General features: G+C 60.3%; 14 protein-coding genes. 8 read left to right on the top strand and 6 right to left on the bottom strand.

The features are described from left to right. Position 1: 1 nt before the first annotated feature. The 4 genes from ACA070_RS29970 to rsd all read left to right on the top strand — a co-directional run bounded on the left by ACA070_RS29970 (position 2) and on the right by rsd (position 3,926). Positions 2-1,144 carry a uroporphyrinogen-III C-methyltransferase gene (locus ACA070_RS29970; RefSeq protein ID WP_497449411.1) on the top strand — a complete coding sequence of 381 codons (1,143 nt, stop codon included), beginning with the start codon at positions 2-4 and terminating at the stop codon, positions 1,142-1,144. Further along, positions 1,141-2,379, top strand: coding sequence for a heme biosynthesis protein HemY (locus ACA070_RS29965; protein WP_497449410.1), 1,239 nt, complete (start codon positions 1,141-1,143; stop codon positions 2,377-2,379). Before ACA070_RS29970 ends, ACA070_RS29965 begins: the two co-directional genes overlap by 4 nt. A 359-nt stretch (positions 2,380-2,738) precedes the next feature. Beyond that, on the top strand, positions 2,739-3,290 hold the full coding sequence (locus tag ACA070_RS29960) for a disulfide bond formation protein B (RefSeq protein ID WP_497449409.1): 552 nt from the start codon (positions 2,739-2,741) through the stop codon (positions 3,288-3,290). Between the two features lie 177 nt (positions 3,291-3,467). Then, positions 3,468-3,926: a sigma D regulator gene (rsd, locus tag ACA070_RS29955; RefSeq protein WP_497452041.1), complete on the top strand. Its 459-nt coding sequence runs from the start codon at positions 3,468-3,470 to the stop codon at positions 3,924-3,926. A gap of 79 nt (positions 3,927-4,005) precedes the next feature. On the opposite strand, the gene ACA070_RS29950 is transcribed toward rsd, so the two are convergent. Continuing rightward, positions 4,006-4,671, bottom strand: a complete 666-nt coding sequence (locus ACA070_RS29950; protein ID WP_462029532.1) for an FKBP-type peptidyl-prolyl cis-trans isomerase — start codon at positions 4,669-4,671, stop codon at positions 4,006-4,008. A gap of 192 nt (positions 4,672-4,863) precedes the next feature. Here ACA070_RS29950 and ACA070_RS29945 point away from each other — a divergent pair, with 192 nt between their 5' ends. Next, positions 4,864-6,048 (top strand): AlgP family protein, encoded by a 1,185-nt coding sequence (locus ACA070_RS29945; RefSeq protein ID WP_497449408.1) that lies wholly within the window; start codon positions 4,864-4,866, stop codon positions 6,046-6,048. Here the strand turns inward: ACA070_RS29945 and ACA070_RS29940 are convergent. Beyond that, complete coding sequence (locus ACA070_RS29940) at positions 6,045-6,509, bottom strand: TIGR02444 family protein (protein ID WP_497449407.1); 465 nt, start codon at positions 6,507-6,509, stop codon at positions 6,045-6,047. The genes ACA070_RS29945 and ACA070_RS29940 overlap by 4 nt on opposite strands. A 50-nt stretch (positions 6,510-6,559) precedes the next feature. Between ACA070_RS29940 and ACA070_RS29935 the strand changes: the two genes are divergently transcribed. The 3 genes from ACA070_RS29935 to rhtB all read left to right on the top strand — a co-directional run bounded on the left by ACA070_RS29935 (position 6,560) and on the right by rhtB (position 9,937). Then, the gene (locus tag ACA070_RS29935) at positions 6,560-8,470 is read left to right on the top strand and encodes an ATP-binding cassette domain-containing protein (RefSeq protein ID WP_497449406.1); all 1,911 of its coding nucleotides are present in this window, start codon (positions 6,560-6,562) and stop codon (positions 8,468-8,470) included. Beyond that, on the top strand, positions 8,470-9,051 hold the full coding sequence (locus tag ACA070_RS29930; RefSeq protein ID WP_497449405.1) for a mechanosensitive ion channel domain-containing protein: 582 nt from the start codon (positions 8,470-8,472) through the stop codon (positions 9,049-9,051). The genes ACA070_RS29935 and ACA070_RS29930 overlap by 1 nt, the downstream gene beginning before the upstream one ends. A gap of 253 nt (positions 9,052-9,304) precedes the next feature. Then, complete coding sequence (rhtB, locus tag ACA070_RS29925; RefSeq protein ID WP_403099641.1) at positions 9,305-9,937, top strand: homoserine/homoserine lactone efflux protein; 633 nt, start codon at positions 9,305-9,307, stop codon at positions 9,935-9,937. Between the two features lie 133 nt (positions 9,938-10,070). Here rhtB and ACA070_RS29920 read toward each other — a convergent pair whose 3' ends face one another. The 4 genes from ACA070_RS29920 to ACA070_RS29905 are packed head-to-tail and all read right to left on the bottom strand — an operon-like array spanning position 10,071 to position 13,216. Next, the gene (locus ACA070_RS29920) at positions 10,071-10,814 is read right to left on the bottom strand and encodes a penicillin-binding protein activator LpoB (protein WP_497449404.1); all 744 of its coding nucleotides are present in this window, start codon (positions 10,812-10,814) and stop codon (positions 10,071-10,073) included. A 3-nt stretch (positions 10,815-10,817) separates the two neighbouring features. After that, positions 10,818-11,408 (bottom strand): penicillin-binding protein activator LpoB, encoded by a 591-nt coding sequence (gene lpoB / locus ACA070_RS29915; protein ID WP_497449403.1) that lies wholly within the window; start codon positions 11,406-11,408, stop codon positions 10,818-10,820. 23 nt (positions 11,409-11,431) lie between these two features. Then, a complete protein-coding gene (locus ACA070_RS29910) occupies positions 11,432-11,806 on the bottom strand; it encodes a YcfL family putative periplasmic lipoprotein (protein WP_497449402.1) in 375 nt (124 codons plus the stop codon). Positions 11,807-11,818: 12 nt separating this feature from the next. Then, on the bottom strand, positions 11,819-13,216 hold the full coding sequence (locus ACA070_RS29905; RefSeq protein ID WP_497449401.1) for a COG3014 family protein: 1,398 nt from the start codon (positions 13,214-13,216) through the stop codon (positions 11,819-11,821). Between the last annotated feature and the right edge of the window lie 50 nt (positions 13,217-13,266).

Below are 13,266 nucleotides of genomic sequence, written 5' to 3'. Positions count from 1 at the left end.
CGTGAGCGAAACAGCCTTGCCTAAAGATGACGTGCTGCCGGTGCTTGAAGCGCCGGTTGAAACTCCACCCGCTGCTGAAGTGCAGCGCCGAGGCAATGGGCTGGCAATCGTCGCGCTGCTACTGGGCGCCGCCGGAGTGGCCGTCGGCGGCTGGGGTGTCTGGCAGGTGCGTCACCTGCAAGCAACCAATCAGCAGCAGTTGAGCCAGGTCCAGGCGTTGAACGATCAGGCGCAAAGTCTGAAGCTTAACGAACAGCGCCTCAGCGCGCGCCTTGAGCAAATGCCGGCGGCCGAAGAACTGGACGCTCGCAGCCGTCTGGTGACGCAGTTGCAAGGCGATCAGCAACGCTTGAATCAGCGTCTGGAAACCGTTTTAGGTGCGAGCCGCAAGGACTGGCGTCTGGCCGAAGCCGAGCACTTGTTGCGCCTGGCCAGCCTGCGTCTTTCTGCGTTGCAGGACATCAGCAGCGCTCAGGCCCTGGTCCAGGGCGCCGATGAAATTCTGCGCGAACAGAATGATCCGGGTGCCTATGCCGCTCGCGAGCAAGTGGCCAAAACCCTGGTGGCGCTGCGCAGCACTGCACAGCCGGATCGCACCGGGTTGTTCTTGCGGCTGGGTGCTTTGCGCGATCAGGTCATCGACCTCACCGAACTGGCACCCGAGTACAAGGACCGTGGCGAGTCGTTGCTGGGCCTGACGGCGGACGGTGACGGTGCCAGTCGTTGGGCGCAGTGGTGGGATCAGATTTCGCGCTACATCCGCATCGATTTCAACGCGGACAAGAACGTTCGTCCATTGCTGGCCGGGCAGAGCCTGAGTCAGGTGCGCCTGGCGCTGAGCCTGGCGCTGGAGCAGGCGCAATGGGCCGCGCTCAATGGTCAGGCAGCCGTTTACACCCAGGCGCTGGCGGAAGCGCGGGATGTACTGACGGGCAACTTCAACCAGGACAACCCTCAGAGCAAGGTCATGCTTGAACAGGTGGGCGAGTTGAGCAAGCAGCCGGTCACCGTGGTCACGCCGGACCTGACTGGCACACTGAGTGCGGTTCAGGGGTATCTGGAGCGGCGTAACGTCAATGCCGAAGACTCGATCAAACCGATGGCAAAACCGGGCGCGAACCCTGCGCAGGAGGCCACGCCATGAAACGCCTCTATGTGATCGTGTTCCTGGTCATCGCTGCGGCCGCCGCACTGGGCCTGGCGATTGCCGAGCATTCCGGTTACGTGTTGATCGCCTACAAGACCTTCCGCTATGAAGCGAGCCTCTGGGCCACCCTGGCGTTGGTCGCGGTGCTCTGGCTGGTGTTCTGGGGCATCAAGGCATTGGTCGAGCTGGTGACGACTTCCAGCGGCGTAGTCAACCCGTGGTCGCGGCGCAATCGCAGTCGCCGGGTGCAAGTGGCGATCGAGCACGGTCAGCTGGATTTGGCGGAAGGTCGCTGGGCCAGTGCGCAGCGTCATCTGCATCGCGCCGCCGAGGCCGAGCGCCAGCCACTGCTCTACTACCTCGGTGCTGCACGCGCCGCCAATGAACAAGGTCACTACGAGGAATGCGACAACTTGCTGGAGCGCGCCCTCGAACGCCAGCCCCAGGCCGAGTTGGCGATTGCCTTGAATCACGCCCAGTTGCAGAACGACCGTGGCGACACTGAAGGCGCCCTGGTGACGCTGCAAGCCATGCACGAGCGTCATCCTCATAACGTCCAGACCCTGCGCCAGTTGCAGCGCCTGCATCAGCAGCGCGGCGACTGGTCAGCAGTGATTCGCCTGCTGCCGGAGCTGCGCAAGGATAAAGTCCTGCCGCCCGCCGAACTGGCCGATCTGGAGCGCCGGGCGTGGGGTGAAAACCTTTCCCTGGCAGCGCATCAGGAAGCGGATGGCACGGTCGGTCTGCAATCGCTCAATCGCGCCTGGCAGCAGCTCACCTCGGCTCAGCGCCAGGAACCTCAGATGGTGCTGGCCTACGCCGAGCAGCTGCGGCAGCTGGGCGCACAGGTCGAAGCGGAAGAGGTGCTGCGCACGGCTCTAAAGCGCAAGTACGACAGTCATCTGGCTCGTCTCTACGGACTGGTTCGCGGTAGCGATCCGGCTCGTCAACTGCAAACGGCCGAGGGTTGGCTCAAGGATCATCCGGCCGACCCAAGTCTGTTGCTGACACTCGGCCGCCTGTGTCTGCAAAGCAGTCTGTGGGGCAAGGCGCGGGACTATCTGGAAAGCAGCTTGCGAGTGCAACGCAACCCGGAGGCTTGTGCGGAACTGGCGCGGTTGCTCGCGCAGCTCGGCGACACAGAGCGCAGTAATCAGTTGTTCCAGGAAGGTCTGGGTCTGCTGGACGAACGCCTTCTGGCGGCACCACTGCCAGCCCCCGTTTACGCCTGAAGCGACCCCTTTGTAGCCGCTGGCGCAGCCTGCGTCGGCCGGTCCGCGCTCGGGCGAAGTAGTCGTAAAACAGGCGCCACGGATGCATCAGGCAAATCGCGTTCAAATTGATGACGACTGCTCCGCAGCCGGACGCAAGCTGCGCCAGCTACTACAGGGGCGGGAGCCGTTGTTTGACGCGTGATTGTTTAGCATTGTGGTCCCTGATCGGCATCGTCCTACAGAGGACTACATCAAGTCCTCTCGACACTGTCGGGAATTCCCTACACTTCTGGTGAAGTGTCCGTGCTGGTCTGCCTTGAAAGGCTGGCGCGCTTTCCTCTACCGTAACCGCCTGTCTCTACTGTTACGGATAAGCCATGTTTTTGGCCTGCTCACGCTCCTTGTTTTTCATGGCTTTTATTGCAGGTGCCCTGGCCTTGGGCGTTTCCTATTACCTGGAATATGCAATCGGCCTTAAGCCTTGCGGGTTATGCCTGTTGCAGCGAGCCTGCCTGGCATTGTTTACCGGCGTCTGTCTGGTGGCTTCGGTGCATGGCCCCGGGCGCTTCGGGACTTTTCTTTATTGGCTGGTAGGTCTGTCATGCAGTCTGGCGGGCATGGTCATGGCGTCGCGGCAGGTGTTGTTGCAAAGCGATCCGGCGCATCAGCTATCGACCTGCTCAACCCATCCGGAGGCCCTGTACGAGAACTTGCCCTGGCTGTGCAAGGTGACGCGGATGTTCAAAGGGGACGAAGATTGCGCAGAAATTTCCTGGACGCTGTTCGACCTGAGCATCCCGGAGTGGAGTTTGCTGCTCTTCGTGGCGATGTCGATTCTGGGTGTTTATCAGCTGCTGCGCGTTGTCTGGCTTGCCTGCGAGAGACCGCTCAGCGGCATGTCGTCGCACCGGGGATTGACGGGTGATTAAACACTTGTATGAACTTTATCTCCTGCGTACCTTGAAGCCATTGTCGCGCGGGCATAATCTGGCCCGCACGTGTCATTGGAATTATGTTGCTCGATGACGCTCTGCCTGGCCGATTCTTGATTTTCAAGTTTGCGACAGGTGTAGGGCAGCATGACCCACAAGGGAAGAGAGATCACCATGCTCGAAAGTTGTCAGAATGCTCAGGAACGTTGGGGTGGAGTGCATCTGCTGATCGATCGCTGGTTGCAGGAGCGTCACGAACTGGTTCGGGCCTATGATGATCTCGGCGCCAAGCCTGAGTCTCTGGGCGAGAACCGCAAGCCGTTGCAGGAATTCTGCGGCGTGCTGGTTGATTACGTGTCGGCCGGGCACTTCGAGATCTACGAACAGCTGACTGGCGAAGCCAAGGCATTTGGCGACACTCGCGGGCTGGAGTTGGCCGAGACGATTTACCCGCGCATCGACGTCATCACCGAGAAGCTGCTGGCGTTCAATGACCTGTGTGATGCAGGCAGGTGCGTCGCGGAGAAATTCAAGGAGCTGGGCGGGCTGTTGCACGAACGCTTCGAACTGGAAGATTGCCTGATCGAAGTGCTGCATACGGCTCACAAGGAAGAGGACCCGGTTCAGGCCTGAACCTCTTCCTGCAAGACCCTCGCCTCCAGCGAGAAACTAAAAACGGTGCGCTATGCGCGCCGTTTTTCGTTTCCGGTTTTCAGCTTGTGGCACCGCGCAATTCAACTTCGAACACCAGTGGCGTGAACGGGGCGATCAGGTCGCCGGCACCGTCCGCGCCATAGGCTTGCGAAGAAGGAATCACCAGGCGCCATTTCGCACCGACCGGCATGTTTTGCAATGCGCTACGCCAGCCGCTGATCACGCTATCGAGACTGAACCACTGCGGCTTGCTGTTCTGGTCGAACACCGTGCCGTCGGGAAGGCGTCCGATGTATAAAACTTCGACCTTGCCGTTAGGGCCAGCCTTGGCGCCCGTGCCCGGTGCCAACTCGGTCAGCAGAATTCCATCCGCCAATTCACGAACACCCGGTTTGGCTTTTTCCTCGGTGAGAAAACGTTGCTCTTTTTCCAGTGCGACTTCACTTTGCGGGAGGGCGGGTTGCTCGGCGACCTGGGCTTCGTGCTCGGCCAGAATCTGTTCGATCTGCTCGTCTTTCAATGCCAGCGGCTTGCCTTGATAGGCTTGTTGCAGACCTTCGAGCAATGCCTGGAGTTGCAGATCCGGCACCTCTTGGCGCAAGCGTTCACCCAGGCTCGCACCCAGGCTATAAGCAAGATCGTGAGCCTCATTTGGGGTGGTTTTTTCGGCGGCCTGAGCCACGGAAAAACACACACACAACGATAAAAAAAAGTAGCGCGACATGGGCACACTCCGATCTGAGATGCGGTGGATTATGCCAGTGTGAATGCGCTCAAAGGTGAACTGGTTTTGCACCAGCGCAGAAGAATTTCAATCTGTTGCAACGCAGCGCTTTCGATACTGTCAACATGCCCTAGCGGCGGTGTCATCAGAGGTCTAGTATGAGCCGCACCCACGTCAGCCAGGAGGTAAACCATGTCGGCCACCAAGAAGCCTGTAAATACCCCGTTGCACTTACTCCAACAACTCTCGGGCAGCCTGCTCGAGCATTTGGAAAACGCTTGTTCCCAAGCCTTGGCTGATGCTGAAAAACTGCTCGCCAAACTGGAAAAGCAGCGCGGAAAAGCGCAAGAAAAATTGCACAAGTCCCGTACCAAATTGCAGGACGCTGCGGCAGCCGGTAAGGCCAAGGCACAAACCAAAGCGAAGGGTGCGGTGAAAGAACTTGAGGACTTGCTCGATGCCCTCAAGGATCGTCAATCCGAAACTCGCAGCTACATTCTGCAACTCAAACGCGATGCTCAAGAAAGCCTGAAACTGGCCCAGGGCGTCGGTCGTGTACAAGAGGCTGTCGGCAAGGCGTTGTCCCTGCGTTCGGCCAAGCCTGCTGCGGCACCTGCCAGGAAAGCCGCTGCCAAACCGACTGCTGCAAAAGCACCGGCCAAGCCTGCTGCCAAGGCATCCGTGAAAGCCGCAGCCAAACCTGTCGCAAAACCTGCGGCGAAAAAACCAGTCGCTGCCAGTGCTGCCAAACCGGCTGCTAAAACGACGGCTGCCAAAACTGCCGCCAAGCCAGTCGCTGCAAAAACAGCAGCCGCTAAACCTGCTGCAAGAACCGCAGCTGCAAAACCAGCTGCAAAATCGGCTGCAAAAACTGCCGCTGCCAAACCTGCTGCCAAGGCTGCCGCAAAACCTGTCGCGGCTAAAACCGCTGCAGCCAAGCCAGCCGCAAAACCAGCTGCGAAACCCGCTGCAAAAGCTGCGGCAAAACCGGCTGCGAAACCCGCTGTAAAAGCTGCGGCTAAACCCGCTGCCAAAACGGCTGCCGCAAAACCTGCTGCCGCCGCCAAGCCAGTCGCTGCCGCCAAACCTGCTGCAGCGAAACCAGCAGCCAAACCTGCTGTGGCTAAACCTGCCGCTGCTGCCAAACCGGCCACCACCAAACCCGCTGCCAAGCCAGCGGCGGCGAAGCCAGCTGCAAAACCAGCAGTGAAAAAACCTGTTGCCGCCAAGCCGGCCGCCGCGCCAGTTGCCAAGCCAGCCAACCCGGCTCCGGCAGCGACGTCTGCTTTAGCAGCAGCCACCTCGACAGCTACGCCAGCGCCAACGCCGGCCGCCGCATCGATCGCAGCAACCACCACCCCAACCAGCGCTTCCTAAGTGCCGGTTACCGCGACGCGCAGCTGATGCAGCGCGTCGCGGTCCAGGTTGGCGGCGCCTGCCGCCACACCTTCCAGCCAGGCCGTTAGATCGGTCGCCTCACACTGCGGCCAACTCTGCGCCGATCGCTCCAGTCGCAACAACAGATGTCGCTCGGCTTCCAGTTCCAGTGTCTTGACTTGTTCGCGCAACGTATTCAGCTCGGCGTCCTCAGTCGCGACGGTTTTCCATTGCATGCGCAATGCTCGCAGCGGTCGCACGACATCGGCGTCCCAGGGCTCGGTCACGTCGCGAAGTTGCTGCAATCGTTGCTCATTGCAGGTGACACCTCTTTCTCCCAGCCATACCCCACAGAGCAGCAGGCACACATTCACGCCTGCCGACTGCAATTGCAGGCACGCGCCTTCAACGCCGGGACGGGCATAAGAGGTAAGGGAAAAGCTCCACAGGTCAGAGGACATAGTGCTACTCGCGCCAGTTGCGAGCGAAGCTGGTAGACTCCGCCGCCATTATGATTCGACTTCAGAACCTGACTTTACAGCGTGGCCCGCAACGTCTGCTAGAAGACGCCGAGCTGACCCTGCACGCCGGCCACAAAGCCGGCCTCATCGGTGCCAACGGCGCCGGCAAATCGAGCCTGTTCGCCTTGCTTCTGGGCGACCTGCACCCGGACTCGGGTGATTGCTTCTTGCCGGCGGACTGGCGCATCGCCCACATGCGCCAGGAGATCGACACCCTCGATCGCGTGGCGGTCGACTATGTGCTCGATGGCGACCTGCGCCTGCGCGAGGTGCAACGCGACCTCGCCGCAGCCGAAGCGGCCCATGACGGAGCCGCTCAGGCCCGCCTGCACTCCGAGCTCGACAGCGCCGACGGTTACACCGCCGACGCCCGAGCGCGCAAGTTGCTGGCGGGGCTTGGGTTCACCAACGAGCAAATGGATCGCCAGGTAGGAGATTTCTCTGGTGGTTGGCGGATGCGTCTGAACCTGGCGCAGGCTTTGATGTGCCCTTCGGACCTTCTGCTACTCGACGAACCGACCAACCACTTGGACCTCGACGCCATCATCTGGCTCGAAGAATGGCTCAAAAGCTATCCCGGCACCTTGATGCTGATTTCCCACGACCGGGACTTCCTCGATGCCGTGGTCGATCACGTGGCTCACGTCGATCAGCGCAAGATCACCCTGTATCGCGGTGGTTACAGCGCCTTCGAACGCGCCCGTGCCGAACGTCTGGCCCAGCAACAGCAGGCCTACGAGAAGCAGCAGGTGCAACGTGCGCACATGGAAAGCTACATCGCCCGCTTCAAGGCCCAGGCCACCAAGGCCCGTCAGGCCCAGAGCCGGATCAAGGCGCTGGAGCGGATGGAAGAACTGTCCGCCGCCCACGTTGATTCGCCGTTTGACTTCGTCTTCCGCGAATCACAGAAAATCTCCAGCCCGCTGATTGACCTGTCTGATGCTCGGCTGGGTTATGGCGACAAAGCCGTGCTGGAAAAGGTCAAGCTGCAACTGACCCCCGGTGCACGGATCGGTTTGCTCGGCCCGAACGGTGCCGGTAAATCGACCCTGATCAAAAACCTTGCCGGTGAACTCTCGCCGTTGGCCGGTCGCCTGACCCGTGGCGAGAACACCGTCGTGGGTTACTTCGCCCAGCATCAGCTGGATTCGCTCGACGCCAAGGCCAGCCCGTTGCTGCATATGCAGCGCCTGGCGCCGACCGAGCGCGAGCAGACCCTGCGCGATTTCCTCGGTGGTTTCGACTTCCGTGGCGCGCGCATCGATGAGCCGGTGCTGAATTTTTCCGGCGGCGAAAAGGCCCGTCTGGCCCTGGCGTTGATCGCCTGGGGCCGGCCGAACTTGCTGCTGCTCGACGAACCGACCAACCACTTGGACCTGGAAATGCGCCTGGCGCTAACCATGGCGCTTCAGGAATTCAGCGGCGCGGTACTGGTGGTCTCCCACGATCGCCATTTGCTTAAAAGCACCACCGACAATTTCTACCTGGTGGCGGACGGCAAGGTCGAGGAATTCGACGGCGACCTGGAAGACTACACTCGTTGGCTGGTGGAGTACCGCCAGCGCAATGCCCCGGTCAGCAACACCCCGGTAAACCCGGACAAGACCGACAAGAAAGCCCAGCGCCAGGCCGCTGCTGCGTTGCGTCAGCAACTGGCACCGCACAAGCGTGAGGCTGACAAGCTCGAAGCCGAGTTGGGCAAGCTGCACGAGAAACTGGCGAAGATCGATACCAGCCTCGGCGACAGCGACATTTACGAACCGATGCGCAAGAACGATTTGCGTGATCTGCTGGCCGAACAGGCCAAGCTGAAGGTGCGGGAAGCCGAACTCGAAGAATCGTGGATGGAAGCTCTGGAACTGCTCGAAAGCATGCAGGCGGAGCTGGAGGCGCTGTCCTGATGGAAGCGTTCAAGCTGCCGCTGCCGGCGGGGTGGGGCGAGCCGATCTGGTTCGCCGCGCAAATCCTGCTGATCCTGTTGGCGGGTTACTTCGCCCAGCGCTTCGTCGCCAAATGCCTGACTCGCCTGGGCGAGCGCTATCCGTTTCCGCCGCAGTTGCTGATGCCACTGCGCGGCGGTTTGCGCTGGCTGATCATGGGCAGTGCGTTGATTTTCGTGCTGGAACGCCTCGGGGTCTCGGCCACGGTGCTCTGGACTGCGTTGTCCGGGTTTGTGGCGGTCGCGGCGGTGGCGTTCTTCGCGATGTGGAGCGTGCTCTCCAACCTGCTCTGCGCGATCCTGATCTTCACCGTCGGCCCGTTCCGTATCGGTGACGTCGTCGAGCTGGTGGACACCACCGACAAGCCCGGCGTCAAAGGTCGGGTGGTGGCGATCAATCTGCTCTACACCACGCTGATCGAAGCGGAAGAACTCGGGACCGGCAGCGCCATGGTGCAAGTACCCAACAGCCTGTTCTTTCAGCGTTCGGTTCGACGCTGGCGGGGCACGGATGTGTTTTCGTTGAGCGGGATCGAAAAGTAAGCCTTCTTTCGTCTGATATTCCGCCATCGCGAGCAGGCTCGCTCCCACAGGTTTTTGGGTTGGATTGCAGATATGTGATCAGCCGGGATTCCTGTGGGAGCGAGCCTGCTCGCGATAGCGGACTATCAGGCGATGAGCCTTTCGAGTCCTGAACGCTGGTCGGCGGCGGCAACATCCCTCAAAAAATCGGTAGTCATCCTCCCAAAGCCGCATTAGCTTAGACGTCTGTCACGAGTCTGAGTCGAGGTGTGCAATGGAGCTTCAAACATGGCTGGCGTTTTTTGCGGCCTGCTGGGTGATCAGTCTGTCTCCCGGTGCCGGCGCCATTGCGTCGATGTCCAGCGGTCTGCAATACGGTTTCTGGCGCGGTTACTGGAACGCCCTGGGCCTGCAACTGGGCCTGGCGGTGCAGATCGCGATTGTCGGCGCCGGGGTTGGCGCGATTCTCACGGCGTCGGCCACCGCGTTTTATGCGATCAAATGGTTCGGCGTGGCGTACCTGGTTTACCTTGCGATCAAGCAATGGCGCGCGCTGCCCAGCGACATGAGTGACGACGCCGCAGTGCGTCAGATCGGCAAGCCGCTGGCTCTGGTGTTCCGCGGTTTCCTGGTGAACATCAGCAACCCCAAGGCGCTGGTGTTCATGCTGGCGGTGTTGCCGCAGTTCATCGACCCACACGCGCCGCTGCTGGCCCAGTACCTGATCATCGGCGTGACCATGGTCTGCGTCGACCTGATCGTCATGGCCGGTTACACCGGGTTGGCGTCGAAGGTGCTGCGCCTGTTGCGCACGCCCAAGCAGCAAAAACGCATGAACCGCACGTTTGCCGGACTGTTCATCGGTGCGGCGGCGTTTATGGCGACGCTGCGCAAAGCGGCGGTGTAAACCTTTTTCCATGCTCATTCCCACGCTCTGCGTGGGAATGCCTCTACGGATGCTCCGCGTTCGGCTCTTGGGACGCAGAGCGTCCCTGGCTGCATTCCCACGCAGAGCGTGGGAACGATCATCGGCATCAGAGTTAGCGCAAGATGACCGGCGCAGTATCCGGCGGCAGGTCGTTGCGCGGCTCCGCTGGTCCTGACGGCGCATAACTGCCATCCCCGAGCTGTTCGCTCAACTGGCGAGCCACGTCCTCGCCCAGCGATCTCGACACGTCCCGCACCACCCGTGGCCGGTTCAGCGAAACATGGATATCCCGATCATTCACCAGTTTGGTGTCCTGTGCTTCGCCCATCGCCGTGAACGCCGAGGTGATCTCGTAAGTTTTGGTGTTGATCAGGCTGAAGTCCGCCACCAGGGTCAGTGCCAGCACCGCCGAATAGCTGTCAGTGTTGGCCAGCTCATTCATGTCCTGGGTGAAGTCGATGTCCGACAGCGTGCCGAACAGCACATAGTCGGCGCCTTTGAAGTGGCCGGCCTTGATGCGTTTGATCACGTCGTACACGTCGCTTTTGGCCCCGGCGGTGTAGGGCGTGCCCTGAATCAGCTGAAACATTCCGGTCTTGAGCATCTGGCCTTTGATGTCACCGCTGAAGCGCCGGATTTCGGTCTGTTCCAGGTAGCTGTTCTGCGTCGTGTACTCGTCATAACTGGAGGAGCCACTGGCGCCGTAATAATCCTGCTGCTGATTGTCCCGGGCCGAGATCACGTGAACGTATTGATCCACGCTGGCCTCATAGCCGAGGTCGGTGACAGCGATTTTCGGGGCCGCCTGGGCGCCAACGGCGCAGGCCAGGGCCAAGATGCCAATCCATGTACGCATTGCTTAGCGCTCCGTGGTTTTGCGGATTTCTTTCTCGTCCATCCACTCGGCCAGCCCGCTTTCGACGTCGATCAATTGCAGGCTGAATTTGTAGAAGACGTCCTTGTAATCATTGCTGCGCTTGACGATGGAGCTGATCGAGCCCTCCAGTCGATAGCGGGCGGCGATCATGTTGCCGGTTTTGGCCACCGTGCTTTTTTTGTACAGGCCACTCTGGTTTTGCAGCTTGAGGTGGTCAACCTGGCTCTGCATGTCTGTGTTGTCACTGGCAAAGCGTGCCGTGCCGGTGCGCATCAGCTGGGTCTTGATCGATGTGGTGATCTCGCGGGTGTCGATGTACTCGCTGGTTTTGTTCATCACGTCGTACACCTGAACCACCGGACGACCCTTCAGAGCGCCGGACTGGGCGAGTGAGCGGGTCATGCTTTCCGCAATCATTTGCAGGTCGGTCGAGCCGAATTCGTTGGTGACCAGTTCCACGGCTTTCGGGTCGCCGTAACTGATGTTGCCACTGCCCAACACCGGCGAGCGATTGTCCGCGCAGCCACCGATCAGCAGCGCGGCGAGGGCAAGGAACGAAACGCGTACAAACATGGGCGAAGTCTCAAGTGGGCGGTTCACGGCGTATTGATCTCCAGGCGGAAATCCACGGCTTGTGGCACGGGGGCAATGGCCGGCAGAAAACTCGTCTGCTCGGCATAAAGGGTCAGGCTTTTCCAGGTTTCGGCTTCGGCCACTGGAAAACCTTCCGGCCCCATCCAAAGATAGCGGTAATAGAGCGTTCGATTGCGAGTGTCGGTGTTGCTCAGCTGCGTGTTGACTGTCAGGAAACCGTTTTCCCTGGCCATGCGCATCGGACCGATGGCGACGTTTTCGATCGGTCCGGTGGCCATGACTTTGCTGGCGGCGCTGCCCGGTTCCGGCGGTGGCGGCGGGGTGGCGCAACCGGCCAACAGGGCCAGCGCAACAACGGCGAAGCATTTCAATCCCATGAAAATCTCCGTTCAGGGTTGGGCAGGGCTGATTGCAGCCTGCGGTGCGGGAAGGGTGTCGAGCTGCAGGGCGACATCGGCGGCGAATCGGCGGTTACCCACGGCGCGCAGGCTGAAGGCCTGGTGTGTCTGATCCACCTTGAACCTGACCGGTGTTGCGTCCGGCGCGTTGGGCAGCGTCAGTTGGTGCTGGCCTTTCTTGAGCCGCAGGCGGGCAACCAGCGTCTTGTCCGGCAACGTGCGCCAGCCGCGGGTGTCGGCATCCTCGCGTTGGGTCTGCTGCAGGATCGTTTCCTCAAGCTTCTCGGGTCTGTGCTTTTTCAGATAGGCCAGGTATTCGACATTGGACCGGGCGCGATGGAGCGTGCGCTGAATAATGCCCGGCATGTCATCACGCAAGGTGCGCCGCGACATATCACCAAAGCTGTTGAGCAACGTCAGTTTCTGTTTTTTGCCGTCCACCATCACGAAGTCCACCGGTGGCGTGGAGGTGTCAGGGACGAGGATCGGGAACGACATGTTGGTGATGTAGGTTTCACCTTCGACGTCCACCGAAATCGGCACGCGCACCGAACTGCGCGCTGGCGCCAGGCCGGTTTGCACGATCAGCAGAACGTCGACTTCGCCGGCCTTCAGCGGAGATTTGGCCAGGTTGCGCAGTGCTTGTTCGAGCAGCGGCGTGTTGGGGCGCAGTTCGATGGCCTGGCGATAGCCCGGCGCGGCGAGGTCTTTCTCGTTCAGCGATTCATAAATGAAACCGGCGAGGTAATGGCTGAATGCACTCTGGTAACTGTTCTTCAGTGAGACCACTTCGGGGGCGTCGAGGGTCGCCACGGGATAACCCTGAAGGTCCTGGAGTTTCAGAGAAACCCCTTGCTCCTTCGCCTGGTTTTCCAGTTCCAGGTACTGCTTGTCACGTTTGTCGGCGATGGTTGCTTCGCGCTCGTGGGTTTTCTTGATCATCACGCGAGCGATGTCCACTTCGGCACTGGAGAGGCTTGCCAGAGCCATTTGCGTGGTCAGGGCGACTTTCTCGAAGTCGTAGCCATCGTATAGGCGCACTTTGTCATTGGCGCCGTAGCTGTTGAATTCGGTGAATGCTTTGAAGGCGCCGAATCTCGGCGAGTTTTCCCAGCCCTCGATCAACTTGTCGGCGTAATCCCAGTTTGCGTGATTACCGGTGACATTGGCGCCGAGTCGCAATAATTCGCCTTTCTCCAGGTTAAAGAGCAGATCGCCCGGAGGGAAAGGATTGTTGCGGTCGAGCACGGCAACTGCGCCGTCGAGCTGACCCGCCTTGAAGTAATCGAGTGTCTCGTTCAGCTCCGCGCTGTAGTCACGCATGGTGGGGCAGCCGCTCAGTAGCAAGCATGCACTGAGTACAAACATGAAGCGCAGGCGGGTGGCCATTTGCTGTGTGTCTTCCTTGAAAATAAGCCGCCATGAGGCGGCAAATTATA

The organism is Pseudomonas sp. LBUM1678 (assembly GCF_059695575.1).
Note: the sequence above shows the minus strand (reverse complement) of the source record. Positions and strands in the feature narration are given on the sequence as shown.